Origin of the sequence: Streptomyces kronopolitis, assembly GCF_050953795.1 — a bacterium.
GTDB classification, from domain to species: Bacteria; Actinomycetota; Actinomycetes; order Streptomycetales; family Streptomycetaceae; genus Streptomyces; species Streptomyces kronopolitis_A.
This window is the reverse complement of record NZ_CP191850.1, coordinates 6,743,437-6,769,652: the sequence shown is the minus strand read 5'-3', so window position 1 is coordinate 6,769,652 and position 26,216 is coordinate 6,743,437. Positions and strand designations below refer to the sequence as shown.

The 26,216-nt window shown below is 72.2% G+C and carries 23 protein-coding genes and 1 pseudogene; 5 read left to right on the top strand and 19 right to left on the bottom strand.

Annotated features, from left to right (window positions below):
* Positions 1 to 160 precede the first annotated feature (160 nt).
* The gene (locus ACQP17_RS29860; protein WP_433859061.1) at positions 161 to 766 is read left to right on the top strand and encodes a TetR/AcrR family transcriptional regulator; all 606 of its coding nucleotides are present in this window, start codon (positions 161 to 163) and stop codon (positions 764 to 766) included.
* Between the two features lie 100 nt (positions 767 to 866).
* Here ACQP17_RS29860 and ACQP17_RS29855 read toward each other — a convergent pair whose 3' ends face one another.
* The 3 genes and pseudogenes from ACQP17_RS29855 to ACQP17_RS29845 all read right to left on the bottom strand — a co-directional run bounded on the left by ACQP17_RS29855 (position 867) and on the right by ACQP17_RS29845 (position 4,679).
* The gene (locus ACQP17_RS29855; protein WP_433859060.1) at positions 867 to 2,084 is read right to left on the bottom strand and encodes an MBL fold metallo-hydrolase; all 1,218 of its coding nucleotides are present in this window, start codon (positions 2,082 to 2,084) and stop codon (positions 867 to 869) included.
* 308 nt (positions 2,085 to 2,392) lie between these two features.
* Complete coding sequence (locus tag ACQP17_RS29850) at positions 2,393 to 3,010, bottom strand: GNAT family N-acetyltransferase (protein ID WP_433860043.1); 618 nt, start codon at positions 3,008 to 3,010, stop codon at positions 2,393 to 2,395.
* 240 nt (positions 3,011 to 3,250) lie between these two features.
* Positions 3,251 to 4,679, bottom strand: a pseudogene (locus ACQP17_RS29845) (NAD(P)/FAD-dependent oxidoreductase).
* Between the two features lie 400 nt (positions 4,680 to 5,079).
* On the opposite strand from ACQP17_RS29845, the gene ACQP17_RS29840 reads away from it, so the two are divergent.
* Positions 5,080 to 6,123: a carbohydrate kinase family protein gene (locus tag ACQP17_RS29840; RefSeq protein ID WP_433859059.1), complete on the top strand. Its 1,044-nt coding sequence runs from the start codon at positions 5,080 to 5,082 to the stop codon at positions 6,121 to 6,123.
* 74 nt (positions 6,124 to 6,197) lie between these two features.
* On the opposite strand, the gene ACQP17_RS29835 is transcribed toward ACQP17_RS29840, so the two are convergent.
* Genes ACQP17_RS29835 through ACQP17_RS29825 form a run of 3 tightly spaced genes read right to left on the bottom strand, consistent with a single transcriptional unit; the run spans position 6,198 to position 8,248 of the window.
* The gene (locus ACQP17_RS29835; protein WP_433859058.1) at positions 6,198 to 7,103 is read right to left on the bottom strand and encodes an SAM-dependent methyltransferase; all 906 of its coding nucleotides are present in this window, start codon (positions 7,101 to 7,103) and stop codon (positions 6,198 to 6,200) included.
* Positions 7,100 to 7,378 (bottom strand): DUF397 domain-containing protein, encoded by a 279-nt coding sequence (locus tag ACQP17_RS29830; RefSeq protein ID WP_433859057.1) that lies wholly within the window; start codon positions 7,376 to 7,378, stop codon positions 7,100 to 7,102. The genes ACQP17_RS29835 and ACQP17_RS29830 overlap by 4 nt, the downstream gene beginning before the upstream one ends.
* Before the next feature lie 3 nt (positions 7,379 to 7,381).
* Positions 7,382 to 8,248, bottom strand: a complete 867-nt coding sequence (locus tag ACQP17_RS29825; protein ID WP_433859056.1) for a helix-turn-helix domain-containing protein — start codon at positions 8,246 to 8,248, stop codon at positions 7,382 to 7,384.
* Between the two features lie 215 nt (positions 8,249 to 8,463).
* Here ACQP17_RS29825 and ACQP17_RS29820 point away from each other — a divergent pair, with 215 nt between their 5' ends.
* Positions 8,464 to 8,850 carry an ATP-binding protein gene (locus ACQP17_RS29820; RefSeq protein ID WP_433859055.1) on the top strand — a complete coding sequence of 129 codons (387 nt, stop codon included), beginning with the start codon at positions 8,464 to 8,466 and terminating at the stop codon, positions 8,848 to 8,850.
* A 95-nt stretch (positions 8,851 to 8,945) separates the two neighbouring features.
* On the opposite strand, the gene ACQP17_RS29815 is transcribed toward ACQP17_RS29820, so the two are convergent.
* Entirely contained in the window at positions 8,946 to 9,749 is an 804-nt protein-coding gene (locus ACQP17_RS29815) for an SGNH/GDSL hydrolase family protein (protein ID WP_433859054.1), read from the bottom strand.
* Positions 9,750 to 10,013: 264 nt separating this feature from the next.
* Here ACQP17_RS29815 and ACQP17_RS29810 point away from each other — a divergent pair, with 264 nt between their 5' ends.
* On the top strand, positions 10,014 to 10,820 hold the full coding sequence (locus ACQP17_RS29810; protein ID WP_433859053.1) for a tyrosine-protein phosphatase: 807 nt from the start codon (positions 10,014 to 10,016) through the stop codon (positions 10,818 to 10,820).
* A gap of 37 nt (positions 10,821 to 10,857) precedes the next feature.
* Positions 10,858 to 11,277, top strand: a complete 420-nt coding sequence (locus ACQP17_RS29805; protein WP_433859052.1) for a GNAT family N-acetyltransferase — start codon at positions 10,858 to 10,860, stop codon at positions 11,275 to 11,277.
* Positions 11,278 to 11,334: 57 nt separating this feature from the next.
* Here ACQP17_RS29805 and ACQP17_RS29800 read toward each other — a convergent pair whose 3' ends face one another.
* The 12 genes from ACQP17_RS29800 to ACQP17_RS29745 form a co-directional block, all read right to left on the bottom strand.
* Positions 11,335 to 12,723: an aspartate aminotransferase family protein gene (locus tag ACQP17_RS29800; protein WP_433859051.1), complete on the bottom strand. Its 1,389-nt coding sequence runs from the start codon at positions 12,721 to 12,723 to the stop codon at positions 11,335 to 11,337.
* The gene (gene dxs, locus ACQP17_RS29795) at positions 12,720 to 14,615 is read right to left on the bottom strand and encodes a 1-deoxy-D-xylulose-5-phosphate synthase (RefSeq protein ID WP_433859050.1); all 1,896 of its coding nucleotides are present in this window, start codon (positions 14,613 to 14,615) and stop codon (positions 12,720 to 12,722) included. Before dxs ends, ACQP17_RS29800 begins: the two co-directional genes overlap by 4 nt.
* Positions 14,616 to 14,750: 135 nt before the next feature.
* Positions 14,751 to 15,776, bottom strand: a complete 1,026-nt coding sequence (hpnH, locus tag ACQP17_RS29790) for an adenosyl-hopene transferase HpnH (protein ID WP_433859049.1) — start codon at positions 15,774 to 15,776, stop codon at positions 14,751 to 14,753.
* 5 nt (positions 15,777 to 15,781) lie between these two features.
* Positions 15,782 to 16,450, bottom strand: coding sequence for a 1-hydroxy-2-methyl-2-butenyl 4-diphosphate reductase (locus tag ACQP17_RS29785; RefSeq protein ID WP_433859048.1), 669 nt, complete (start codon positions 16,448 to 16,450; stop codon positions 15,782 to 15,784).
* Positions 16,450 to 18,468, bottom strand: coding sequence for a squalene--hopene cyclase (gene shc, locus ACQP17_RS29780; RefSeq protein WP_433859047.1), 2,019 nt, complete (start codon positions 18,466 to 18,468; stop codon positions 16,450 to 16,452). Before shc ends, ACQP17_RS29785 begins: the two co-directional genes overlap by 1 nt.
* Before the next feature lie 107 nt (positions 18,469 to 18,575).
* Entirely contained in the window at positions 18,576 to 19,640 is a 1,065-nt protein-coding gene (locus ACQP17_RS29775; RefSeq protein WP_364875770.1) for a polyprenyl synthetase family protein, read from the bottom strand.
* Between the two features lie 53 nt (positions 19,641 to 19,693).
* The gene (gene hpnE / locus ACQP17_RS29770; RefSeq protein WP_433859046.1) at positions 19,694 to 21,166 is read right to left on the bottom strand and encodes a hydroxysqualene dehydroxylase HpnE; all 1,473 of its coding nucleotides are present in this window, start codon (positions 21,164 to 21,166) and stop codon (positions 19,694 to 19,696) included.
* Positions 21,167 to 21,266: 100 nt separating this feature from the next.
* Entirely contained in the window at positions 21,267 to 22,220 is a 954-nt protein-coding gene (hpnD, locus tag ACQP17_RS29765) for a presqualene diphosphate synthase HpnD (RefSeq protein WP_433859045.1), read from the bottom strand.
* Positions 22,217 to 23,122: a squalene synthase HpnC gene (gene hpnC, locus ACQP17_RS29760; protein ID WP_433860042.1), complete on the bottom strand. Its 906-nt coding sequence runs from the start codon at positions 23,120 to 23,122 to the stop codon at positions 22,217 to 22,219. Before hpnC ends, hpnD begins: the two co-directional genes overlap by 4 nt.
* A 413-nt stretch (positions 23,123 to 23,535) precedes the next feature.
* Positions 23,536 to 24,339, bottom strand: coding sequence for an ABC transporter ATP-binding protein (locus ACQP17_RS29755; protein WP_433859044.1), 804 nt, complete (start codon positions 24,337 to 24,339; stop codon positions 23,536 to 23,538).
* The gene (locus tag ACQP17_RS29750) at positions 24,332 to 25,261 is read right to left on the bottom strand and encodes an ABC transporter permease (protein ID WP_433859043.1); all 930 of its coding nucleotides are present in this window, start codon (positions 25,259 to 25,261) and stop codon (positions 24,332 to 24,334) included. The genes ACQP17_RS29755 and ACQP17_RS29750 overlap by 8 nt, the downstream gene beginning before the upstream one ends.
* Before the next feature lie 78 nt (positions 25,262 to 25,339).
* Positions 25,340 to 26,212 (bottom strand): glycosyltransferase family 2 protein, encoded by an 873-nt coding sequence (locus tag ACQP17_RS29745; protein WP_433860041.1) that lies wholly within the window; start codon positions 26,210 to 26,212, stop codon positions 25,340 to 25,342.
* Between the last annotated feature and the right edge of the window lie 4 nt (positions 26,213 to 26,216).

The following is a 26,216-nucleotide window of genomic DNA, read 5'->3' as shown; positions in this document are numbered from 1 at the left end:
AGTCGGGTCGGGAGGATGCGCCTCGCTCGGTACGTCAGGGCGAGGGGTGCGGCCGGCCGGGGGTGCACCCCGCCGCCGGCTCGACCAGAAGAGCACACTCACTAAAAAAGTGCAACGACTCAACTTTCAGAACGAGGCAATAAGTGGGTACAGTGCGGTGGTGAGCGATACACCGAAGCCCGTGGGACGCCGCGAGCGCAAGAAGGCCGCCACCCGTCAGGCGCTGGCCGACGCGGCCCTGCACCTGTTTCTGGAACACGGCTATGGCCAGGTCAGCGTGAGGGACGTGGCCGAGGCCGCAGACGTGTCCACCACGACGCTGTTCAAGCACTTCCCCAGCAAGGAGGCGCTGGTCTTCGACGAGGACACCGACCAGCAGGCCGCTCTCGTCGCCGCGGTCCGCGAACGGCCCGCCGGGCGCTCCCTGCCCGCCACCCTCCTCGACCACCTCCTGCGCACCCACCTCCCCACGACGGCCGACCCGGGATTCCCCCGCTACCGGCAGCTCGTCCTCGGCACGCCCGAGCTGCGCGAGTACGGCCACCGCATGTGGATGCGCCATGAGGCGGCCCTCGCGGAGGCGATCGCCGACGAGACCGGCGCCCCCCGGGACGACGCCGCCTGCGCCGCACTCGCCCACTTCGCCCTGGAGTCGGTCGCCCTCACCCACGACCGGGACGATCCCCGCAGCACGCTCGAAGCGGCCTTCGCCCTCCTCGAACACGGCTGGTCCGGCCGCACCCGGGGCGCGGACCAGGCGACGTGACCAGCACGGGGCGGACGGGAGCGGAGCGGGCGCTCAGCGAAAGCGCAAGGGGCGGCCGGCCCGCGGAGGGCCGCGTCGGCCGGCCGCCGGGCGCCCCGTCTCAGCGGTCCGCCGCGAGGTCCACGTCCGTAGGGGCCACCACCGGGGGCCAGGCGGGCCAGCCATGGGCGGGCGGCACCGCGATCGCCCGCCACCACGGGTAGACGGCCGGCGGCTCCGCGGGCTCGAAGGGCTCGCCGGGCCTCGGGTGCACCGTGCTCACGCCGGCCTTGCGGGCCGCGGTCAGCGTCCAGTCGGCGGGCTCCGCCCAGGGGTGCAGCGCCAGGTTGAACGTGCCCCAGTGGATCGGCAGCAGCACCCCGCCGGGCGTACCGCCCTGGAGGTCGAGGTGGGACCGCACGCCCTGTTCGGGATTCATGTGGATGTCCGGCCACATGCCGGGATGCCGGGTGTCGGAGGCGTGGTTCCGGGGCCAGAAATCGCTGTACGCGCCGATCTGGATCATCGTGGCGTCGAACGGGCCGTGCGCCGCGCCGATCTCCGCGAACCCGGGGAAGTAACCCGTGTCGCCGCTGTGGAAGAGCCGGTGGTCGGGGCCGGCGACCACCCAGGACGACCACAGGGTGTGCTGCGGGCCGCGCAGCCCGCGGCCACAGAAGTGCTGCGCGGGGGTGGCCGTGAGCGTCAGACCGTCGATACGGGTGGACTCGTGCCAGTCGAGTTCGGTGATCCGCTCCGCCGGTACGCCCCAGAACTCCAGGTCGGCGCCGATGCCGAGGGGTACCACGAACGCCGCGCCGGTGCCGGTCAGCCCTTGGACCGTCGACATGTCCAGATGGTCGTAGTGGTCGTGCGAGATCACCACGACGTCCACCGGCGGCAGTTCGTCCAGGCCGACGGGCACCGGGTGCAGCCGCTTGGGGCCGGCCCAGTCGAACGGCGAGCAGCGCTCGCCCCAGACCGGGTCGAAGAGCACCCGCCGGCCGTCGATCTCGGCCAGCACGCTCGAATGCCCCATCCAGGTGAGCCGCAGCCCGGATGCCGGCGGCCGGCCCCACTCCTCGGCGGTCGGGCGGTGCACCGGAATCGGGCCGACCGGCGCCCGGCGCAGCCGTCCCTCCCGGCTCAGCTGCGCCCGGGCCATCTCCAGCGCGGCGCCCTTGGGCGGCCGTCCGGTCGGCGCCGGGTTACGGAACTGGCCGTCCGCGAACTGCGGCGATCTGCGCATTCTGGCCAGGCGCTCTCCGGACGGTTCGATGCCGAAGCTCGCGGGGCGCAGCGCGGAAAGGCCAGCGCGGCGGGGACGGGAACCGGTCACGGCACCTCCATGGTCAGGGCGAACGCGTAGTGAGAGCGGACCGCCCGCAGGCGGCAGGTTCCGGCACACCGCGCCACTCGGCACCGTCGTGCGACTTCCGCACCACGGCACCCGGACTCCACACCATCACCCTCTGAGGAAAACCGCGCGACCGGCCGTGACATTCCGGGGATCGGAGGTGATTTTGAGCCGGAGGGCCGCGACGCCTCCCGATGCGGGACTTTTCGGCATCCCGGACGCCTCCGTCGCGGTGAACCGCGGCGCCCGGAGGGCGGCGGACGCCGGTCGCCCTCATCTGTGGCGGGGCCCTACTCCGGCCCGAATTCCAGGGCGAGCTGATCCTCGACCGGGCGGTAGCCCAGCCTCCGGTAGAGGGCATTGCTGGTGGGATTGGCCAGGTCGGTGAAGAGCAGCACCTCCCGCGTGCCACCGGCCCGTACGGCGGCGGAGACGGCGGCCGTCACCGCTCCCGCATAACCGCGTCCGCGCAGCTCGGGCGGGGTGTGGACGGGGGCGATACGGGCCGCGCCGGCCAGTGGGGCGGTGTGGCAGGCCATCGAGACGGGCCGGCCGCCGCTCTCCCACAGCACGCAGCGGCCGCCGGCGATCCGGTCGTCGGCCGCGCGGGTGTCCGCCGGCGGCGTGCCGCCGATCTCCGCGGCGAAGGCGGTGAACCAGGCGTGCAGCAGATCCCGGTCGGCGGTCGTGGCGCGCCGGGCCGTGCCCGCCGGTGCCGGGGACGGCTCGATCAGCCGGTCCAGCCGGTGGAGCCGCAGGCGCCGGACGCAGGTCACCGTGCCGCCGTGGCGCCGCCGCCAGGCACCGGAGACCGCCTCGGCCGCCGCCCGGCCGGCCGTCACCCCCGGGATCCCGCTCCGCTCCGCCACCAGCCTCTCGACGAGCGCGTCCGCGGCCTCGTCCGGCATCGGTGACAGCAGCGCGCTCCGCGGCGGGGTCCACACGAACGCGGCGCCGACCGGTGCCCCTCCGTCCGGCCGCCACCAGCCGAACTCCGGCGCCCGCGCCCCGTACGCGGCCGCGCCGGGCGAACGCAGCGACGACGCCACCGACAGCAGCACCGTGTGCCGTACCGGCCGGCTGCGCAGGAACGCCCCCGCGGCCGTCTCGAACTGCTCAGGATCCCGGGTCGTGGTCCATGCCATGCCTCATCCTCGCGTGGACCTGCGCGCGGCCGCAGCCGGTTTTCCGGGGCCGGCGGACACCCCCTCGACGGCTGTGGGCGGTGCGGGGAGGCCGGGGCGGCGCGGCAGGAAGACGGTGCGCAGGGCGATGCGCGGGGCGACCAGCCGCGCCGGCGGCGCGGTGAGGCAGAAGACGTCCCGGTAGGCCGTGCCGACGACAGGTCGATGGCGGCGCGGGCGGCGAGCCGTTCGAGGTACCACGTGGTCAGCCGTTCGCCGGCACCGGCCTTGCTGTCCGAGCGGCCGGCATAGGGACGGTCCGCGCCGACCGCGGCGAGCCAGGCGGGCTCCGCTGCGCGGGCCACCGCCCGCTGCGCCTCGGCGGTGCTCCCGCCGGCCGCGAGCGTGTCGCGCACCGCCAGCGCGCCGAGGGCGGCCACCGACATGCCCTGCCCGTACACGGGGTTGAAGGTGCAGCAGGCGTCCCCCAGGACGAGGAACCCGTCGGGCAGCGCGCCGGAGCGTTCGAAGTGCCGGCGGCGGTTGCAGGTGTCGCGGAAGCCGTACACGGGCGTGAGCGGCTCGGCCCGGCTGAGCAGGTCGTGGACGTACGGGTCGCCGATCGTCGCGCTGAACGCGGTGAACTCCGCGGCGTCCGTGGGCGGGTGGTGTCCGCGCACCCCGGACAGCGTCAGCAGCCAGTTGCCGTCCTCGACCGGAACGTACGCCGCGCCGCGCGGACACTCGGGCCAGCCGGGGACGTTGACGCCCACCTCGGGCGCGGCCGCGTCCTTGGGGCGGTACATCCGGGTGGCGTAGGCGATCCCGGCGTCCACGGTCACCTCGTGCGGGGCGGTGCGGCCGAGTGCGGCGTACCACTGCGGGGTGCGGGAGGCGCGGCCCGAGGCGTCCACGACCAGACCGGCCGTCAGGTCCCGCCCGAATCGCGCGCCGTCCCGCGACCGCACCCGTACCCCCGTCACCCGCCGCGCGTCCCCGGTGAGTCCGACGGCCTCGGTCGCTTCGAGGACCTCGACGCGGGTGCCCGAGCCGGCGGCGGCCCGCAGCACCCGCTCGCGCACGACCGCGTCCAGCACCGGCCGGGTGACGCTCAGGGTGCGGTGCCGGCCCTCGTCGAAGCGGCGCTGCCAGCCGGTGGGGGTCCGGGTGAGCAGGTCGCGCGGCAGTTCCAGGCTGCGGGCGCCCGCTGCGCCGAGGGCCTCGACCGTGCCGGGCAACAGCTCCTCCAGGGCCCGTTCGCCGCCGCTGAGGAGGATGTGCAGGTGGCGGGCTGCGGGACGCCCTTGCGGAAGGCCCGGCCCTGCGGATAGCGGTCGCGTTCGACCACGGTGATCGTGTCGACGTGCCCGGTCAGGGCCGTGACGGCCAGCATCCCGGCGAGCCCGCCGCCGAGGACGAGCGCGGTGCGTCCGCCATTGGAGTGCTCTGCCATCCCTGCCTCGCCCCTCACCGGCCCGTCCGGCCGCTGTACGCCGGCTCGTGGTGTTCCCCGGACGGCTCGTGTGCCGGGGATCCATGCGCCGCCCCCGGTAGCCGAGCGCCGGGGCCGTTCAGGCTTCAGTGTCCGCGACGACCGCGTCGACGGCCCGCCGTCTCACCTGCTGGACGAATGTGCGGTGCGCTCCCGCCGGGCCCCGTCCGCACCGGCTCCGCGCCCACCGCGGACGCACCCCTGGCCCCGTGCGAGACGTTGCCCCCTCGCGTCACCGGCCTTGCTGACATCCCGTCATGAGGCGTGCCTGCGTCTAGACTCCGGACAGCGGACGGACCTCGTCCGCAGCGGTCTCACCAGCAAGGGATTCGTCTCACCAGCAAGGGATCCAGGGACGCTTGTGACATTCCAGCAGGTTTCTGAGCCGTATGACGCCTATGACGTCCTCGTCGTCGGCGGATCGGGCGTGGACACCGTCGTACCGGTCGGCGCGCTGCCCCTACCGGCCACCGACTCCGCCGCGGTGCCCCCCATTCGCGAAGAGGTGGGACACACCGGCACCGGCGTCGCGCTGGGCTGCGCGGCGCTCGGACTCACCACCGGGTTCGTGGACTTCGTCGGCGACGACCACCCCGGCAGCCTGGTCCGCACACGGATGGCCGCCGGCGGCGTCGACTTCCGGCCACTGATCTCACCGCAGGGCACCCGGCGCGGGGTCAACCTCGTCTCCCCCGACGGGCGCCGGACGTCCTTCTACGACGCCCGCGACCCGCTCGACCTGCGGATGCCGCCGGAGCACTACCTCCCGGCACTGCGCCGGGCCCGACACGTCCATCTGTCGATCACGCACTTCGCCCGTTTCCTGTACGACGACATCGAGGCACTCGGCGTCCCGGTCTCCACTGACCTGCACGACTGGGACGGGCTGACGGAGCATCACCGGGAGTTCGCGCTCCGCTCGGACCTGGTGTTCCTCAGCACCTCCGGGGCGGGGGAACGGATCGCATCCGTGATGCGGGAGATCGTGCACGAGGGGCGTGCCCAGGCCGTGATCGCGACGGCGGGGGCCGGCGGCGCCTATCTCCTGGCCGCTGACGACCGCTCCCCGCGTCCGGTGCCGGCCGTGGTGCCGCCCGGGCCGGTCGTGGACACCCACGGCGCGGGCGACGCCTTCACCTGCGGGTTCCTCTACGGGCGGCATCTGGGCCGGAGCCTGGAGGACTGCGCGCGGCTGGGCGCTGTCGCCGGGGCCCACGCGTGCACCTCGGCCGGCACGTACACCGCCCTCATCGGCCCGGACGTGCTGAGCGCCGTACCCGGCACGACGCCGCCGGCCACCGCGCCGCAGGCCGCCCCGCCGCAGGCCTCACCGCACCCCGCCGCGCCGCCCGGCGCCGGCCTCGCGGGCCCGCCGGACGACCGGGTCTCCCCCGCGGAGGCGTAGCCGCCCGCTCCCGGCCGGACGGTCCGCGCGGCGCTCTCCCCGTTGGGGGCGCCCCGCCCGTCCGGCCGTCCGGGTCAGTCCTTGCGGCCGACACCGCCGTAGAAAATGGTGTTGTTGAGTTCCTCGGCGCCGGGCACCGCGCCGTCCGGCCGCCACAGCGGCACCCGTACGACGCCCGGCTCCCGCAGGGTGAACGGTCCGAAGAGCGGCTCGATGTCCGCCTTCTCGCGCAGATTGAGGCTCGCGGTGGAGCTCTGGTAGACGCTCACCACGCCGTCGCGCGCCCGCTCGTCGGTGCGGCCCGGCGCGTAGGCCTCGTAGGGCTCGCCGGTGGCGTGCGACAGCACGAGCGCGCTGCCCGCGGGCAGCGCCTCGGCGAGGGTGGCGACGATCCCGGCGGGGTCCTCGTCGTCCCGGACGAAGTGCAGGACGGCGACCAGCAGCAGCGCCACCGGCCGGTCGAAGTCGATGAGTTCCCGGACGGCCGGGTGGTCCAGCACGGCCTCGGGATCCCGGACGTCCCCGAGCACGAACGCGGTGCCCTCGGTGTTGGTCAGCCGGGCCCCGGCGTGGGTGGCGACGATCGGGTCGTTGTCGACGTAGACGACGCGGGTGTCGGGCGCGGTCTCCCGGGCCACCTCGTGGGTGGCGGGCGAAGTGGGGATGCCGGTGCCGATGTCGATGATCTGCCGGATGCCGTCGGCGGCGAGCGCGCGCACCGCCCGCCGCATGAAGGCCCGGTTGGCGCGGGCGCTGAGCCGCACCTGCGGGTGGACCTCGATGACGCGCTCCGCGGCCACCCGGTCGACCTCGTAGTTGTCCCAGCCGCCGAGGTAGTAGTCGTACATCCGGGCCGGGTGCGGCCGGCTGGTGTCGATCTCCTCGGCCGAGAAGCCGGAGTGCTCCGGGCCCCGGACGTACGGGGCGATGCGGGTGACCGCGTCGTCCGGGCCGGACGGGGTAAGGTCCCGGTCGCTCATGCCGTCCTCCGCTCCGTGCACCGCGCCGGTGCCCCCGCGAGGAGGAAGTCGGCGTGGCCCGCCTTCGCGCCCTCGATGAAGCTCACCATTTCGCGGTGCGTGTAGATGAGGGCCGGGCCGTCGGGGTCGGTCGACTGGCGCAGCGCGATCCGGCCGTCCCCCAGCCGCATGGCCTCGACGCACTCGCCGCCGTTGCCGCCGCTCCACGGCTTGTGCCAGCCGTCCGTGCCCAGTTCTTTGGCGGGCATGCCGTTGTAGATGCGTATGCGATCCATGGTTCAGATCTCCTTGCGAAAGCCACCCAGAATGGCCTCGGTGTGGTGTGCCGGCGCGGCCTGCGCACACATCCGGTCGAGGGCCTCCAGGAACTGCGAGACGTCGTTGCGCTGGTCGAAGTACACGGCTCCGACGAGGCTTTCCGCGTACGCGATGTCCGGGAGTTCCGGGATCGGGAAGCGGAAGAGGTGGAACGGGCCGTACATGGCCGGGTGCGGGCCGGCGGCGAAGGGCATGATCTGGAGCCGGACGTTCGGCAGCGCGGTGGCTTCCATGAGCCGGGAGATCTGGTCCCGCATCACCGGGGATCCGCCGATCGGCCGCCGCAGCACGGTCTCGTCCATGACGACCCACAGCATCGGTGCGTTGTCGCGGGTCAGCAGGGACTGCCGTTCCATCCGCAGGGCGACGATCCGGTCGATGTCCGCCGGGGAGGCGTGCGGCATCCCCGCCCGCAGCACGGCGGCGGCGTAGTCCTCGGTCTGCAACAGCCCGGGGACGTAGTGCGGTTGGTAGGCCCGGATGAGGTTGGCCTCGCTCTCCAGGCTGACGTAGGCGCTGAACCACTCGGGCAGGACGTCGCGGAAGCGGTGCCACCAGCCGGGCTTGTTGGCCTCGCGGGCGAGCGAGAGGAAACCCTCGATCTCGCCCTCGTCGACCACCCCATAGGTGGCCAGCAGCTTCTCGACGTAAGGGAGTTTGAGGCCGACCTCGGCCTTCTCCATGCGCCGGATCGTGGCGTGGGTCACGTCGAGCGCCGCTGCGGCCTGTTCGAAGGAGAGCCCCGCCTTCTCGCGCAGGTCCTGCAGCCGCTTGCCGAGCACCACCCGCAGGACGGTCGGTGCACCTGCCGACCGTGGGTCCGCCACGTCCGATCGCCTCCCACTGATTTCAGTGTGCAGCAGTGTGTCATGCCGTCAGGAGCGCCAACAGACTGCGTCTTACGATTCTGCAAATTGCAGAGTGATCCTTGCCATCGGTGACCGGCATCGCACATAGTTACGGAGTGGCTTCCTCCAACAACGCTCCTTCGTTAGGGCGCTGTGGCAGCTCTGTCGCCCAGTACCCGCAGGACGCGTTCCACTTGCCGGCGCGACGCACGTCCGTGCCCGAGGCACGGCGGCGCGTCAGCGCGCTGCTGGGCGAGTGGGGCGCGGATCAACAAGTTCGCGACGACGTGGAGTTGGTGGTCTCCGAGCTGTTCACCAACGCGCTGCGGCACACCGACAGCGAGAAGGTCCTCTGCGAACTCGCCCTGTCCGGCGCGCACATACGCATAGAGATCACCGACCAGGGAGGCCGGGAGAACTCCGCCCCGCACGTGCAGCCCGGCAGCGTGGACAAGGAGTGCGGACGGGGACTGTTCCTCGTCGGCGCGCTGTCCGACAGCTGGGGATCCCGGCCCGCCGACAGCGGACCGGGCCGGGTCGTCTGGGCGGACCTGCCCTACACCGGCACCGCGGCACTCTGAGGCCCCGTTCCGCCCTCGGCGCGGTCGGGGCCTCCGTCATGCCCGGGCCGGTGCCGGCCGCCGGGGACCCCGGCGCCGGTCCGCACCGTCATCCCTCAGAGCGGCAGCAGGTCGGGCCGCTTCGCCTCGACGTGGTCGCCGGAGGACTCGCCGCGCAGCCGGCGGCCGATCCACGGCACGAGGTGCTCCCGCGCCCAGTGGATGTTGTCCCGCCGCGCGTCGGCGGCCGACCGCTCCGCCTCCGGGGGCCACGGCTGGTCCGGGTCGGCCGGCACCCCCAGCCCGAGCACCTGGGCCGCGCGCAGCGCCACCCGGGTGTGCCCGTCGGCCGACAGGTGCAGCCGGTCCTCGCTCCAGGCCCGCCGGTCCTGCACCGACTTCAGCGACCACAGGTCCAGGACGGGGCAGTCGTGCCGGTCCGCGATCGCCCGGACGTGCGCCGTGTACGTGGCGATCTTGCCGCGCAGATGCTTGAGCACGGGGATGCCGCGGGTGTCGAAACCCGTGCAGAGCAGGACCGTGCCGACCGATCCGGCCAGGTCGCGGACGGCCGCTTCGTAGCGCTCCGCGACCGCGTCCGGGTCCGAGCCCGGCCGCAGGATGTCGTTGCCGCCGGCACAGAACGTCACCAGAGCGGGGGCGAGCTCCTTGGCCCGCGGCACCTGCTCCTCGACGATCTGGTCCAGGAGGCGCCCCCGGACGGCGAGGTTCGCGTAGCGGAAGTCCCCCTCCGCCCGCTGGTCCGAGAGCAGAACCGCGAGCCGGTCCGCCCAACCGATGTACACCCCGTCAGGGCCGGGATCCCCGACCCCCTCCGTGAAGCTGTCCCCGACGGCTGCGTACGACCCGATGGCGCCGTGGGCGCCGCTGCTGCTGATGTTCTTCGAATCGTCTGCCACGTCTGGACATACTTCACCTCGCTAAGTGACCTACGCCAACGTAACCAGGGGTTGACGGCGGGTGATAAATGCCACCTGGTCAAATTCTGCCCAAATGGGAATAACGAACGATCACCGCTTGCTTTTCGGGCGCTTCGACGCACCCTGACGCACACCGACACGCCTGGATTGCGGCCTGATTGCCCCTTGCATCAATGTCGTATCGTCGGATGGTGACCCGCCTCGCCGACGAGCAGCGTCGGCGGCCGACACCGAGGAGCGCCCGTGACGCAGACGCCGCAGGTCCCACCGGCCCAGACCGAACTCGCGGAGGTCCGCAACTTCCGTGACGTGGGTGGACTGCCGACCGTGGACGGGCGTCGGGTGCGGGAGGGCAGGTTGTTCCGCAGTGGGCACCTCGCCCATGCGACGGAGGAGGACGCGGCGTTTCTGGCCGGCCTCGGACTGCACACCGTCTTCGACTTCCGCAATGCCTCGGACATCAAGCTGGAGGGGCCGGATGTCGCCCTGCCCGGGGTGCGCAATGTGAACATCCCGCTCACCGACCCGGCCGACGGCGCGGAGTTCTGGACGATGGTGCGCGACGGCGAGCTGGACCAGCTGCGCGCCGCGCTCGGCGACGGGAAGGCCGCGGCCCGCATGGCCGCCACCTACCGCCACATCATCACCACCCGCACCGAGGACCACAGCCGGGTGCTGCATGCGCTCGCCGAGGACAGCGTGCCGGCGCTGATGCACTGCGCGGCGGGCAAGGACCGGGCGGGCCTGTCGGTGGCCGTGACCCTGCTGGCGGTCGGCGTGGAGCGGGACGCCATCGAGGCGGACTACCTCAAGTCCAACGACCCGCACCGCCGCTACAAGATCCGCCGCTCCGACAGCTCCGCGGTGGGGATGTCGCCGGAGGTCATGGAGCTGCTCTCGCCGCTGTTCGGCGCGCACACCGACTACCTCACGGCCGCCTACGACGCGATCGAGCACACCTGGGGCACGACCGAGGCCTACCTCGCCGACGGGCTGAAGCTGACCCCCGCCGTCCGGGAACGGCTGCGGGACAGGCTGCTGACGGACTGACTCCCGCGAGCGGTGCCCCTGTGGCAGTCTGCCCGCCATGATCGACACCTACGAGTTCTCCAGCGACCCGGCCCGGCTGGACGCCGCCGTGGTGCACCACTGGCTGTCCACCGACACGTACTGGGCGGCCGGCCGTTCGCGCGAGAAGCAGGACCGGGCGATCGCCGGCTCGCTGAACTTCGGCGCCTACGACACCCGCTCGGGCGCCCAGGTCGCCTATGCCCGGGTGGTCACCGACCGGGTCACCTTCGCCTGGCTCTGCGATGTCTACGTCGCCCGCGAGGCGCGCGGCAAGGGCATAGGCACGGCACTGGTGACCGCGGTCCGCGACGAGCTGGCCCCCTACGAGGTCCGCCGTATTCTCCTCGCCACCGCCGACGCCCATGAGGTCTACGGCAAGGCCGGGTTCCGCCCCCTGGCGGAACCCGGGAAGTGGATGGCGTACGGACGGCAGTAGGGGCGGGCAGGCAGGCGCCGGTGCCCGGTGCCGTTCGCGCCCGTTTGAGGCCGCCGGTCAGCCCCGTCCCGTCTGCAAGGACTGTTTGACCAGGGTCCGGCCGAAGTCCCACATCAGGCCGCCACCGTGGTGGGCGTCGTCCATGACGGCGGTGAAGGCCGTGACGAACCGGTCGACGTCCCGCTCGGTGATGATCAGCGGCGGGATCAGCTTGATGACCTCCAGGTGGTCGCCGGAGACCTGGGTCAGGATGTGGTGCCGTTGCAGCAGCGGGACCACGACCATCTGCGCGAACAGGCCCTTGCGGGCGGCCTGCAGCATGGTCCAGCGGCCGCGCAGGCCCAGGGACCTGGGGCGGCCGAACTCGATGCCGATCATCAGGCCGCGGCCCCGTACGTCGTGCAGCAGCTCGTAGTCGTCGACGAGCGCGGCGAGCCGGGAGCGCAGCAGGTCACCGAGGTGCCGGGCGTGCGCGACGAGCTGCTCGTCCTCCATCACCGTGAGCACCGCGAGACCGGCCGCCATCGCCTGGGCGTTGGAGCCGAAGCTCGCGGAGTGCACCAGGACCCGGTCCATGGACGAGTAGACCTTCTTGAAGATCCAGTCCTTGCCGAGGGTCGCTCCGATGGGGACATAGCCGCCGGAGAGCGCCTTCGCCACGCACACCAGGTCCGGTTCGACGCCGTCCTCGTGCTGGTAGGCGAAGAAGTCGCCGGTGCGGCCCAGACCCGTCTGCACCTCGTCGGCGATCAGCAGCGCCTTGTGGCGGTGCAGCAGCTCCTGGGCGGCGCGCAGGAAGCCGGGCGGGACGGGGTGGACGCCCTTGCCCTGGACGGGTTCGACCACGAACGCGGCCACGTCGCCGCGCTTCAGCTCCCGCTCCAGTGCGGCCAGGTCGCCCATTTCGACGGCGGTGTCCGGCAGCAGCGGGGCGAAGCCGTCGCGGAAGCCGTCCTCGCCGTTGACGGAGAGCGCGCCGGTGGTCAGGCCGTGGAAGGCGTGGGTGCAGTACAGGACGCGCGGTCTGCCGGTGGCGTAGCGGGCGAACTTCAGGGCGGTCTCGACGGCCTCGGTGCCGCTGTTGCCGAAGAAGACCCGGTCGAGGTGGGGTGCGTGGCTCAGCAGCTTCTCGGCGAGCAGCCCCGGCAGCGGCGGGCAGTCGAAGCGGGTGAGGTCGGCCAGCTGGGCGTCGAGGACGTCGTGCAGCGCCTGCCGGACGACGGGATGGTGGCGGCCCAGGCCCATCACCCCGAACCCGGCGAGCATGTCGAGGTACTCCTGGCCGTCGGCGTCCCAGAAGTAGGCGCCCTCGGCCCGCTCGTAGACCCGGTCGAAGCCGAGGGTGTGCAGCATCCGCGGGAGCTGGTGGTTGAGGTGGCGGGCGTGCAGCTCGTAGCGTTCACCGCCGCGCTCGGCGAGGAGCCCTCGCAGATCGAATCCGGTCACGGTGTGCTCTCCTTACGGCCCGTCGCGGTGCGGCCCAGCGCGGCGCTGATCTGTCCGGCGATCTCGGCCGGGGTGAGTCCGATGTCGGCCAGCAGTTCACCGCGCCGGGCGTGCGGCAGGAACTGCTCGGGGATGCCGAAGGTGCGCAGCGGCACGTCCACGTCCGCGTCCCGCAGGGCTTGGCCGACCGCCCAGCCGACGCCGCCGGTGCGGCTGTTGTCCTCGACGACGGCCACCATGGCGTGCCGTGCGGCGAGCTGCCCGATGGCCTCGTCGACCGGCTTGACCCAGCGCGGATCGATGACGGTGGCGTCGACGCCGCGGGCGGCGAGGAGTTCGGCGACCCGCAGACAGACCGGGGCCATCACCCCGACGGCGACCAGCAGGACGTCCGGGTGCGGTGCGCGGTGGAGGACGTCGACGCCGCCGATCCGGTCGACAGCCGGGACCGGGTCGTCCACGGTCGCCTTGGGGAAGCGGACGACGGTCGGTGCGTCGTCCACGTCGAGCGCCTCGCGCAGCTGGGCGCGGAGCTGCTCGGCGTCGCGCGGTGCGGCGATCCGCAGGCCGGGGACGACCTGGAGGATCGACATGTCCCACATGCCGTTGTGGGAGGCGCCGTCGGTGCCGGTGACCCCGGCCCGGTCCAGCACGAAGGTGACCCCGCACCTGTGCAGCGCCACGTCCATCAGCACCTGGTCGAAGGCGCGGTTGAGGAAGGTGGCGTAGACCGCGAAGACCGGGTGCAGGCCGCCGGTCGCCAGGCCCGCCGCCGACACGGCCGCGTGCTGCTCGGCGATGCCCACGTCCCACACCCGGTCCGGGTAGGCCCGGGCGAACTTCTCCAGACCGACCGGTTGCAGCATCGCCGCCGTGAGGGCGACCACGTCCTCGCGTTCGGCGCCGATGCGCAGCATCTCGTCGCCGAAGACGGACGTCCAGGAGGGGGCACCGGGCGCGGCGGCCGGTGCGCAGGTCAGCGGGTCCATCACGCCGACGGTGTGGAAGTGGTCCGCCTCGTCCTCCAGGGCGGGCGGGTAGCCGCGGCCCTTCTCGGTCAGGCAGTGCACCAGCACCGGTCCGTGGAAGCCCGCCGCCCGGCGCAGCGCCGATTCGACGGCCGCGATGTCATGGCCGTCGACCGGCCCGACGTACTTCAGTCCCAGGTCCTCGAACATGCCCTGCGGGGCGATGAAGTCCTTCAGGCCCTTCTTGGCGCCGTGCAGCGAGTCGTAGAGCGGGGTGCCCAGGACCGGGGTGCGCTGGAGGACGTCCTTGCCCCAGGCGAGGAACTTCTCGTAGCCGTCGGTGGTGCGCAGGATGGCGAGGTGGTCGGCGAGGCCGCCGATGGTGGGCGCGTAGGAGCGGGTGTTGTCGTTGACGACGATGATCAGCGGACGGTCCTTGGCGACGGCGATGTTGTTCAGCGCCTCCCAGGCCATCCCGCCGGTCAGCGCGCCGTCGCCGATCACGGCCACCACGTGGTCGCGGGTGCCGCGGATGCGGTGGGCCTTGGCCAGACCGTCGGCCCAGCCCAGCACCGTCGAGGCGTGACTGTTCTCGATGACGTCGTGTGCCGACTCGGCGCGCGAGGGGTATCCGGACAGCCCGCCCTTGGCCCGCAGCTTGGAGAAGTCCTGCCGGCCGGTCAGCAGCTTGTGCACATAGGTCTGGTGGCCGGTGTCCCACAGGATGCGGTCGGTGGGTGAGACGAAGACCCGGTGGAGGGCGATGGTCAGCTCGACCACGCCGAGGTTGGGGCCCAAATGGCCGCCGGTGCGGGTGACGGCGCGGACGAGGAAGTGCCGGATCTCTTCGGCGAGTTCGGGCAGTCGGGCCGCCGGGAGCGCCTTGAGGTCGCCCGGCTCCCGGAGGTGTTCCAGCATGGTCATGTACGGTCCCCCACTGCTCGGTCCAGTCGTCCCTGCCGGTGCTGCCGGTCCGGTCCGTTGCCGCGGGCGGTGCGGCGGCGGGCCGGGCCGTGACGCGGGGAGCCCGGACAGGCGGGCTCCCCTGTGCTCAGCGGGTCATCCGCGGTTTCCCGCGATGGTCTCCCTGGCCGCCCGCAGGGACTCCTTCAGCGAGCCCATGGTGGCGAGGACGGCGGTCGGCTCGTAGCCGCAGTGCGCCATGCAGTTGGCGCACCGCGGGTCCTTGCCGCGGCCGTACTTCTCCCAGTCGGTCTCCTCGATGAGTTCCCGGTAGGTCGGGACGTAGCCGTCGCTCATCAGGTAGCAGGGGCGCTGCCAGCCGAAGAGCGAGTAGTTGGGGATCGCCCAGGCCGTGCAGGGGAAGTCCGCCTTGCCCTCCAGGAAGTCCAGGAAGAGCGGACTGTGGTTGAGCCGCCAGCGGCGCCGGTTGCCGCCGGCGAAGGCCTTCTTGAACAGCTCGCGGGTCTGCTCGACGCCCAGGAAGTGCTCCTGGTCGGGGGCCTTCTCGTAGGCGTAGGCGGGCGAGAGCATCATCTCGTCGACCTGGAGGTCGTCGTTGAGGAAATTGAGGACCTCGATGATGGTCTGTGGGGTGTCGGTGTTGAAGAAGGTGGAGTTGGTGGTGACCCGGAAGCCGCGCCGCTTGGCCTCCTTGATCGCCTCCACCGCCTCGTCGAAAACACCTTCCTTGGCGACCGATTCGTCATGCCGCTCGCGCATGCCGTCGATGTGCACGGCGAACGCGAAATACTGGGAGGGCGTGAAATTCTCCAGCTTCTTGCGCAGCAGCATGGCGTTGGTGCACAGGAAGACATATTTCCGCTTGGCCACCAGCTGCCGCACGATTTCGTCGATCTGCGGGTGCATCAGGGGCTCGCCGCCGGCGATGGAGACCATCGGGGCGCCCGACTCCAGCACCGCGCCGACCGCCTGCGCCACCGGCATGCGCTGCTTCAGCACGCCCGCAGGATGCTGGATCTTGCCGCAGCCCTCACATTTCAGATTGCAGGCGAAGAGCGGTTCCAGCTCGACAATGAGCGGGAACTTCTCCCGCCGCCGGATCATTTTCTGCTCAAAAAGATAGGTACCGACCCGGATGGACTGACGAAGCGGCATGACCATCTGACTCACCTCCAGGGGAGCAGCAAAGAACGGTGCCATTCGTAGAAAACAGGCAGGATGGAACGCAGGACTCGGAAGGCTGATATTCCACCGCGCACGGTGCCGATACGCACGAGTTCATGTTCTGGAGCGTCCACGACCACCCGGACGGCCGCAACCGGACGGGGACCGGCCCGCCGCGCCGCCCGGAGCGTGGCGGCGGACTCCATGTCCACCGCGACCGCCCCGGCGGCGTGCAGCTCGGCCCGCTCGGCGCCGCGCACCACGTGGTCGGAGCCCCACAGCAGCCCGCTGTGCACCCGCAGACCACGCTCCCCGAGGGCCCTCAGCAGCGCAGCGTTGTCCCGGCAGGGCGTCTCCGGGGCGTCCGGGTGGTGACCGCGGGTCGCCGAGGCGACGATCACGTCCCCGGGCCGCATGCCGGGGGCGAGGCCGGCGCAGAAGCCACTGGCGACCACCGGCGAACGCTCGGTGACCGCGCCCTCACCCAGCGCCGCGGCCAGGGTGCGTTCGGCCGCCTGGGGGCCCATGCCCGTACGGAGCACGACCGGCCACGGCCGGGCCCGCTCCCCCGCATCCCGGCGGTCGCCGCCGCGCAGTGCGAAGCGCTCGATCCCGAGTGCGCAGGCGACCAGCAGCGGCGGATCCGCGTCCGCCGGGTGCCGGCCGGACATCAGGCCCCCACCGGTGCGGCGGCCGGTCCCCCGCCCAGATAGCGGCCCAGCGCCGTCAGGGGGAAGACCTGGCGGTAGAGGTGGTAATTGATGGAGAAGTCCCAGGGGAAGCCCGTGCCGGTGAAGTACGGCTCGTCCCAGGTGCCGTCCTCGCGCTGGGTCGCGGCCAGCCAGCGCACCCCGCGCCGTACCGCCTCGCTGTCGCGCTCGCCGGCCGCGAGCAGCGCCATCAGCGCCCAGGCGGTCTGGGAGGCGGTCGAGGCGCCGCGCCCGGCCCACTGCTCCTTGTCCTGGTAGGAGCGCTGGTCCTCGCCCCAGCCGCCGTCGTCGTTCTGCACCCGCTCCAGCCACAGCACCGCGCGGCGCACGGCGGGGTGCGAGCGCGGGATGCCGGCCGCGGCCAGCGCCGGGAGCACCGAGCCGGTGCCGTAGAGGTAGTTGGTACCCCAGCGGCCGAACCAGGCGCCGCAGGGGTCCTGTTCGGCCAGCAGCCAGGCGATGCCGCGGCGGGTGCGCGGATCGTGGGTGCGGCCCACGTCGGCGAGCATCTCGACGACATGGGCGGTGACATCGGCCGACGGCGGGTCGATGACCTCCCCGAAGTCGCAGAACGGCAGCCGGTTGGGCAGCGTGCTGGTGTTGTCGACGTCGAAGGCGCCCCAGCCGCCGTCCTTGGACTGCATGCCGAAGTTCCAGCGCACCGCGCGGCGCACCGCGGCGTCGACCCGCTGCGGATCGGGGTGGCGGACCCGGCGCAGGGCGATCACCACCTCGGCGGTGTCGTCGATGTCCGGGTAGTTGTCGTTGTCGAACTCGAACGCCCAGCCCCCGCAGGGGAGTTGGGGCCGCTTCACACTCCAGTCGCCGGGGCGGTCGATCTGCTCGGCGAGCATCCAGTCGACAGCCTTGACCAGCTGCGGGTGATCGGCGGGCACTCCGGCGTCGGCGAGCGCGATGGTGGCCAGGCAGGTGTCCCAGACCGGGGACTGGCAGGCCTCGATCATCCGGGCGCCGTCCTCGCGCCGCACCGCGAACCGGTCGAGGGAGGCCAGGCCGGTGCGCAGCACGGGGTGGTCGAGGTCGTAGCCCAGGAGGTGCAGGGCGATGACGGAGTAGACGGCGGGCGGCTGGATGCCGCCCCAGCAGCCGTCGTTCTCCTGGCGCTCGATGATCCAGCGGGCGGCGGAGCGCATCGCGGCGCGGCGCAGCCTGCGCAGGGCGACCTTGCGGTAGAGGTGCAGCGCCTTGTCGAGGCGCTGGAACAGGCCGTCCCAGCTGACCGCGGGGGCGAGCGGCCGCGGCGGGTTGGGGCGGCGCGGATCGGTGTGCAGCTCGTCGAGGGCGAACGGCGCCGGGCGTACCGGGCGCTTGGCCGAGACGATGGTCAGCGGCACGATCGTCTGCCGTGCCCAGCACCCGAAGTCATAGATGTTGAGCGGGAACCATCTGGGGAAGTAGAGGAGTTCCGGGGGCAGTTCGGGCAGGTCGTCCCACTTCCACCAGCCGAACAGGGCCAGCCAGATGCGGGTGAAGACCCGGGCCGCGGCGATGCCGCCCTGCTCGCGGACCCAGGCGGAAGCCCGGGCCATGTGCGGTGCGTCGGGGGCGTCCCCGGCGAGCCGCAGGGCGACATAGGCCTCGACGGTGGTGGAAAGCTCGCCGGGCCCGCCGTAGAAGGTGGCCCAGGTGCCGTCCGTGCCCTGCTCGCCGCGGATGTAGCGGGCCGCGGCCTCGGTGAGTTCGGGGTCCTGGATGCCCAGGAACTGACGGAGCAGCAGATCCTCTGCATCCATCGTGACGTTGGTCTCGAGGTCGCCCTTCCACCATCCGGCGGGGTCCTGTGCGGACAGCAGATGATCGGTGGCACGGGCGGTCGCGCGGCGGGCGGCATCCGCCGTGTCCTCCCGTAAGGCGGTGCGCGTACGGATGGATGCCGTGATGTTCCCGGCGGTGGCGTCGCCGGCCGAAGGGGCCCGGGGCGGCAGGGCCCCGGCGCTTCCGTCGGTCGTCGCTGTCATGGCTTCCCCTTCGGCAGTGAACTGTGAAAAGCGTGCTCAGGGATTCCGTCGGCCGGCGCCCGGCTGGCGCCGGCCGGCGACTGCGAACTATGCGGTGTCCAGGGCGCTCATCTCTGCCGCACGACGACGAAGTCGGCGAGCGCGACCAGCTCGGCACGGACCTTCTGCGGCATCTCGACCTCGTCGAGCGCGGCGATGGCGGTGGTGTGCTGGCGGCGGGCCTCCTGGGAGGTCCACTCACGGCCGCCGGCCTCCTCGATGAGGGCCGCGCGGGAGGCGAACTCCTCCTCGGTGAAGTCGGCGATCTCGCTCTCGCTCTTCTTGGCGTCCGCGGCCAGGATCCGGGCCAGCCGCTCGGAGGCCTCGCCGCCGGCGGCCAGGGCCGCGACGACCGGCAGCGACTTCTTGCGCTGGCGCAGGTCGCTCCAGGTCTGCTTGCCGGTGGCGTCCGGGTCGCCCCAGATACCGAGCAGGTCGTCGACGGCCTGGAAGGCGAGGCCGAGGTGGTAGCCGTACCGCTCCAGGGTGTCCGCCATGCGGTCGTCGGCGCCACCGAGCACCGCGCCGATGGAGACGGCGCAGGCCAGCAGCGCGCCGGTCTTGTTGCCCTCCATCTCCAGGCACTCCTCGACGGTGACCCGCTCGCGGTGCTCGTAGGAGATGTCCTGGGCCTGGCCGTCGATCAGCTTGCGGGAGGCCTGGGTCAGGCGGCGGGTGGCGCGGCCGGCGTCGACCGTGCCGAGCTCCAGCAGTATTTCGTTGGCCAGGGCGAACAGCGCGTCGCCGACCAGGATGGCCTGCGCCGGGCCGTGCACCTTCCAGACGGTGTCGCGGTGCCGGCGCTGCTCGTCGCCGTCCATGAGGTCGTCGTGCAGCAGCGAGAAGTTGTGCACCAGCTCGACGGCGACCGCGCCGGGGATGCCGACCTCGGGGGCCGCACCCGCGGCCTCGGCCGACAGCAGGGCGAGCGCGGGCCGTACCGCCTTGCCGCTGTCGCCCGCGGTGGGGTGCCCCTCCGCGTCGATCCAGCCGAAGTGGTACGCGGCGACGGTGTCCATGGGAGGAGCGAGCCGGCCCACGGCAGCACGCAGCACGGGAGTGGCGAGTGTCCGCCCGCGCTCCAGCAGCGCGGTGACGCTCTCGGTGTCGATAGCTGGGGAAGCCGGATTCACGGTTTCTCCTCTGTTTCCGATGCTCGTGCTCGTGGGAGCGCTCGTACTCGTGGTCATGCCGCCTCCTGAGGCAACTGGCCCTGGGGGAAGCCGAGTTCTGTGAGTGCCTCGCGAGCGGCGGCAGTGCCGCTGCGAACAGCGCTTTCCATGGTCGCGGGCCACCCGGTGGCGGTCCACGCGCCGGCCAGGAACAGGCCGGGAGCTTGGGTGCGGGCGGCGGGGCGGAGCCTGCCGACGCCCGGTGCGGGCGCGAAGGTCGCGGTGCGCTCGCGGGTGACGAAGAAGTCGTGGACCCTGGCGCCCCGGGCGGCGGGCAGCAGCCGCTCCAGCTCCGGCAGGTAACGGGCGCGGAGCTTGGCGACCGGCTCGTCGATCTCCTCCTGCGCGGCGGACTGCGAGACCGCCAGATACTGGCAGCGCTCGTTGCCGGGCACGCGGGTGAGCCCCGAGGCGTCGGTACGGTCGAAGACCCACTGGACCGGGGAGCCGATCGCGGCGAAGAAGGGGCGGCGCAGCACCTTGCGGTCGTAGACGACATGGAGGTTGAGGATCGGCGCGGTGCCGATCTCCAGCAGCCGGTCCTTGCCCTCCAGCGCCCCGTCGGGCAGCAGGCCGTGGGCCTCGCGCTGCGGTACGGCGAGGACGACGGTGTCGGCGGTCAGCCGCTCGCCGCCGTGCGGGCCGTTCTCCACCGCGACCTGCCAGCCGTCCCCGCTGGGTGTGACGGCCCCGGCGCGGGTACGCAGGGCCAGGCGCACCCCGGCCTTCTCCAGCGCGGTGCGGGCGAGGGTGTCATGGACGTCGCCGAGCGGGACGCGGGACCAGCCGATGTCGGCGGCGCCCGGCGCGGAGAGCAGCCCGGTCCGGAAGACCTTGGCGGCCAGGCCCATCGAGGCGTCCTCGGCACGGGCGTTGAGGGTGGCGATGCCGACCAGGTCCCACAGCGCCTCGACGGCCCGGTCCGACTGGCCGTGGCGGCGCAGCCAGCTGCCGAAGTCGATCCCGTCCAGCGCGGGGTCGGCCGGGTCGAGCCCCTTGAGCGCGAGGGTGGCGCGGACGACGCGGGCCCGCTCGGCGGGGGACAGATGCGGATAGCCGGCCAGGCTGCCGGCGAGGTGCAGGGGGACGGGCAGGGCGGTGCGGCGCAGCCGGCCCAGCCGCATCCCGGCGCGGCCGCCGCCGGCGGGGTCCAGGACCGGTACGTCCATGCGCTCCTGGAGGGGCACCAGGTCCGTGGCGCCGATCCGCTCCAGGAGGGTGCGGTAGGCGGTGCAGCAGCGCAGGTAGACGTGCTGGCCGTTGTCGACGCTCAGCTCGCCGGCCGCGGACTCGCGCCGGAAGGAGAAGACCAGCCCGCCGAGCCGGGGCCGGCCCTCGATCAGGGTCACCCGCATCCCGGCGTCGGCCAGCGCGAGCGCCGCGGTCGTGCCCGCGAGACCACCGCCGATGACCACCGCGGCCGCCCCCTGTGGACGGCCGGACGGCAGCGCGGAGTCGTGACCGAGCCGTGTGGCTCCCGGTGTCATGTGCTCTCCCCCCGTACTGCTGTCAGGGACGCAGCCACCCCGGGGAGGGTTGCCCGCCGCGCTGACGCGGGGTCACCGCCGTCCTTCGCCGTCCGGCGCATCATCCGCGCCTCCTGACGGACTGCCGCCGGCCGATCGCCCGCGCGTCGAGCCCGGACAGCCCGCGCACCGCGACGAACGCCTTCTCCCGGCCGGGCAGCGAGACCCGGCCGCGCAGCACAGCGCCGGGGTCGGCGGCGATCCGGGACAGCAGGCGGTGGTAGATGCCGGCCATCGCGGCCACGCAGGCGCCGCTGCGCCGGTCGAGCATCGGCAGCAGCTGGAAGCCCTCGGCGAACAGCGCCCGGGCGCGGTTGACCTCGAAGTGCACCAGGCCGGTGAAGTCGGAGCCGGGCGGCGGCACGGGGCGGTCGAAGCCGTCCACGCAGCCGAACTTGGCGAGGTCCTCGGCGGGGAGGTAGGTGCGGCCGTTGCCGGCGTCCTCGCGAACGTCCCGGAGAATGTTGGTCAGTTGCAGGGCGAGGCCGAGCGTGTCGGCGTACTCCGGGGCGCGCTCGGTGTCCTGCGCGCCCGGCACCGTGCCGAACACGCCGAGCGAGAGCCGGCCGATCGCACCGGCCACACAACGGCAGTAGACCTTCAGCTCGTCCCACGTCTCGTAGGTCTCGCCGCGCACGTCCATCAGCACGCCGTCGATCAGCTCGTCGAGACCGTCCAGGGGCAGCGGAAAGCGGCGGGCTGCGTCGGCGAGCGCGACGGCCACCGGGTCGGTGTCGTCGTCGTCGATCCGGCCGTCCTTGACGCGGTCCAGCAGCGCCCGGGTGTCCTCCAGGCGCCCCTGCTTGGCGGCGGGCTCCAGGGTGCCGTCACCGATGTCGTCGATCCGGCGGGAGAAGGCGTAGAGCGCCGACATGGCCTGTCGCTTGTCGGTCGGCAGCAGCCGGATGCCATAGGCGAAGTTCCGTGCCTGCTGCCCGGTGATGGCCTCGCAGTAGCGGTACGCAGCGAGCACCGGCGCGGACGCGTGTGCAGTGTCCTCCACGGTCCGACTCACCCCTCTCTTCGCAATGTCGCCGCTACCTCGCGCAGCAGGCTGAGCTTGGTCGGCTTGGGCGGTCCAGGGAGTACGTCATGATCGGCGGCCGCGACCGCCTGGAGCGCGGCACGGCCGCCGGCCACGAAACCGGCCAGCAACAGCTTGAGTCTGCCGTGGACGCTACCCACCAGCGGGGTGCCTTCACGCAGCAGGTCACGGGCGCGTTCCGCCTCGTAGGCGATCAGCGCGCGCACCGATGCGCCCCCGCTGGGCGCGGCCAGATCGGACTCGGTGACGCCGAAGCGTTTCATGTCCTCGGCGGGGAGGTAGATGCGGTCGCGCCCGAGGTCCTCGGCCACGTCCTGGAGGTGTTCGACGATCTGGAGCGCGGTGCAGACGGCGTCCGAGCGGCGGATGCGCTCGGGGCTCGCGGTGCCGGTGATGCCGAGGACGAGCCGGCCGACGGGGTTGGCGGACAGCTCGCAGTAGGCGGCCAGATCGTCGTAGGTGCCGTAGCGGCTGACCCGCTGGTCCTGCCGGTTGGCCGCGATCAGGTCGAGGAACGGCTCGGGGGTCAGACCGCAGCGGCGGACGGTCGGGCCGAGCCGGCGCATGAGGGGGTGGCTGGGGCCCGGGGCGCGGCTGCTGAAGACACGGTGCAGGTCCGCCTCCAGGGCCGTCAGCAGCGCGGCGCGGTCCCCGGCCTGCGCGCGGTCGAGCCCGAGGAGCACGGCGTCCCCGCCACCGGGTGCGAGATCGCCGTCACCGATGTCGTCGACGAGCCGGGCGAAGCCGTAGACGGCCATCAGGTCGGCCCGCCAGACACGGGGGAGGAAGAACGGCGCGACCGGGAAATTCTCGTGTGCGGCCTGATCGAGCACGGTGCGCGTCTGCTCCCGTCCGTCGCCCGCCGCCCCCATTCGGGGGAAGGCGCGACGCGCCTGCTCGTTGTCTCGGCTCACCGGGGGCTGCCCGGCGCATTTCGGTGCCGGAGCGAACCAGTAGCCATTGCCGTCACGTCTCCCGTTCTACACCGCCAAGCTAAAACATCCTATTTCGGACACGCCGCAGCAGGCGACGCGCCCGATCGAGTCCATATCGCCCGCTCGGGTGAGCATTGCCCGACATGTACCACTTGATGCTGTTCAGTACCCGTACAGCTTACGCCGTACGTCTCGCCCGCCTCCGAGGGGGTACCCGGGGCTCCACCCCTCTTCCGGTCAACTTTCCGGCCATCCGAACTGTTCCCGATGACCGGAGAGTTGACGATTCCTTCACATCCGAAGGCCTCCGCGAGGCGGACTCGCGGAGGCCTTCGGGTGCGGAACGGGGGCTACTTGCCCGTTTCCTTCTCGTACGCCTTGATGACCTCGTCGGTGGGGCCGTCCATGAGCAGTTCGCCGCGCTCCAGCCACAGGACGCGGTCGCAGGTGTCGCGGATGGACTTGTTGTTGTGGCTGACGAGGAAGACGGTGCCGGCTTCCTTGCGCAGTTCGCGGATGCGGGCCTCGGAGCGCTTTTGGAAGCTGCGGTCGCCGGTGGCCAGGGCCTCGTCGATCATCAGCACGTCGTGGTCCTTGGCGGCGGCGATGGAGAACCGCAGGCGGGCGGCCATGCCGGAGGAGTAGGTGCGCATCGGCAGGGAGATGAAGTCGCCCTTCTCGTTGATGCCGGAGAAGTCGACGATGCCGTCGTAGCGTTCGCGGACCTGTTCGCGGGACATGCCCATGGCCAGGCCGCCGAGCAGGACGTTCTTCTCGCCGGTCAGGTCGTTCATCAGGGCGGCGTTGACGCCCAGCAGGGAGGGCTGGCCGTGGGTGTAGACCTTGCCGCGCTCGGCGGGCAGCAGGCCGGCGACGGCCTTGAGCAGGGTGGACTTGCCCGAGCCGTTGGAGCCGATCAGGCCGATCGACTCGCCGCGGTAGGCGGTGAAGGACACGCCCTTGACGGCGTGCACCTCCCGCACGCCGTTGGAGGGCTTGCGGCGGATGATGCGGTTGAGCGCCGCGGTGGCGCTGCCCTTGCCCGCGCCCGTGCCGTAGACCCGGTAGACGATGTGCAGATCGTCCGCGATCACGGTGGGGACCCGCTCCTGTGCCGCCTCGGTCGGCTGGACGCCGTTCGTCTGCTCAGCCACGTCCGTACCGCTCCTCAGCCTTCCAGAAATACACAAAGCCCACGACGCCCATCAGCAGCGCCCAGCCGCCGGCGAGCGCCCACACATGCGGCGGCAGCTGGCTCGCCTTGAAGGTGTCGATCAGCGCGAACCGCATCAGGTCGATGTAGACGACGGCCGGATTCGCGTTGAGGATGACCTCCACGAACTTCGGGACGTCCTTGCCCTGAAGGATCACGCTCATGCTGAACATGACGCCGGAGGCGTACATCCAGGTCCGCATGATGAAGGGCATCAGCTGCGCCAGGTCCGGCGTCTTCGCCCCCAGCCGCGCCATCACCATCGCCAGGCCCGTGTTGAAGACGAACTGCAGCGTCAGGGCCGGGAGCACCAGTAGCCACGACCACGTCGGCACCTGCCCGAAGCTGAGCAGGATGATCACCAGCACGCCCATGGAGAACAGCAGCTGCTGCAACTGCATCAGGCAGAACGAGATCGGCAGACAGGCCCGCGGGAAGTGCAGCGCCCGCACCAGGCCCAGGCTGCCGGAGATCGCCCGGGTGCCGGCCATCACCGAGCTCTGGGTGAAGGTGAAGATGAAGACGCCGGTCACCAGGAAGGGGATGTAATTGGGGACACCCCGGCTGGTGCCGATCAGCACACCGAAGATCAAGTAGTAGACGGCCGCGTTGAGCAGCGGCGTCGCCACCTGCCAGACCTGGCCCAGCTTGGCCTGGCTGTACTGCGCCGTCAGCTTGGCGCTGGCGAACGCGGAGATGAAATGCCGGCGGTGCCACAGCTGCCCGATGTACTCCAGCAGGCCGGGACGGGCGCCGCTCTGCGAGAGCTCGTACTTCTGGGCCCGCTGGGCAGGGGTGAGCCCCTCGTCGGAAGATGACGGGGCACTCATGGCGACCGCACTGTCGTGCGTGGTCTCGCTCACAGTTGACACTTTCGTCCTCAAGGTGCGCTGCCGGGGCCACGCCCCGGCTCGCGCCTGATGCTCACGGATACGAGCTTGTCAGATGACGGGAGGGCGGCCCAGTCGGGTCAGTCGCCAAACGGTAGCCCACTTCATGGGGCGCCTGGGACCGCACGGCGAGGCCCAGCCCTCCTTGAAGCCGCCCAGCCAGGCCCGCAGCGCCGGCCGCGACGGCCGGCGGGCCAGGGTGAGCAGGAGCCAGACGCCGAGGTAGACCGGCACCAGCGGGGCGGGGAGGTTGCGGCGGGCCAGCCAGACGCGGTTGCGGGCCACCATGCGGTGGTAGACCGCGTGCCGGGCCGGGGCCGTCGTCGGGTGGAAGAGGACCATGTCCGACCGGTAGTCGATCTGCCAGCCCGCGTCCAGCGCCCGCCAGGCCAGGTCCGTCTCCTCGTGGGCGTAGAAGAAGTCGTCGGGCAGCCCGCCGACCTCCGCGAAGACCGCCGTGCGGACCGCGTTCGCGCCGCCGAGGAAGGTGGTCACCCGCGACGAGCGCATCGGGTCGGCGGCGCGCAGCCGCGGGACGTGCCGGCGCTGGGTCTCGCCGGTGTCCGGGTCGGCGATCCGGAAGCTGATGATGCCCAGCCGGGGGTCCGCGGCGAAGGCCTGGCGGCACAGCTCGGCGGTGTCCTCGTGGGCGAGCAGCCCGTCGTCGTCGAGGAAGAGCAGCACCTCGACGTCGCGGCCGCCGGGCCCGAACGCCTCGATACCGGCATTGCGGCCGGCCGGGATGCCGACGTTCTCCGGCAGCTCGACCGTCCGTATGCCCTCGGGCAGCTCGGGCAGCGGCGAACCGTTGCCGACCACCGCGACCTCGACCCGGTCGCCGTCCTGCTTGGCGACCGAGTCCAGGAGCGCGCGCAGCTCCTCGGGGCGGTTGCCCATCGTGATGATGACCGCGCCGACCTTCATCGTG

Coding starts and splice junctions, on each gene's coding strand:
- ACQP17_RS29850 (WP_433860043.1), bottom strand. CDS start 3,010: ATGCCGGACGAGGCCGCGGACGCGCTCGTCGAGAGGCTGGTGGCGGAG.
- ACQP17_RS29835 (WP_433859058.1), bottom strand. CDS start 7,103: ATGAGCGACCGGGACCTTACCCCGTCCGGCCCGGACGACGCGGTCACC.
- ACQP17_RS29830 (WP_433859057.1), bottom strand. CDS start 7,378: ATGGATCGCATACGCATCTACAACGGCATGCCCGCCAAAGAACTGGGC.
- ACQP17_RS29805 (WP_433859052.1), top strand. CDS start 10,858: ATGATCGACACCTACGAGTTCTCCAGCGACCCGGCCCGGCTGGACGCC.
- dxs (WP_433859050.1), bottom strand. CDS start 14,615: ATGACCATGCTGGAACACCTCCGGGAGCCGGGCGACCTCAAGGCGCTC.
- hpnH (WP_433859049.1), bottom strand. CDS start 15,776: ATGGTCATGCCGCTTCGTCAGTCCATCCGGGTCGGTACCTATCTTTTT.
- ACQP17_RS29785 (WP_433859048.1), bottom strand. CDS start 16,450: ATGTCCGGCCGGCACCCGGCGGACGCGGATCCGCCGCTGCTGGTCGCC.
- shc (WP_433859047.1), bottom strand. CDS start 18,468: ATGACAGCGACGACCGACGGAAGCGCCGGGGCCCTGCCGCCCCGGGCC.
- hpnE (WP_433859046.1), bottom strand. CDS start 21,166: ATGACACCGGGAGCCACACGGCTCGGTCACGACTCCGCGCTGCCGTCC.
- hpnC (WP_433860042.1), bottom strand. CDS start 23,122: ATGGGGGCGGCGGGCGACGGACGGGAGCAGACGCGCACCGTGCTCGAT.
- ACQP17_RS29745 (WP_433860041.1), bottom strand. CDS start 26,212: ATGAAGGTCGGCGCGGTCATCATCACGATGGGCAACCGCCCCGAGGAG.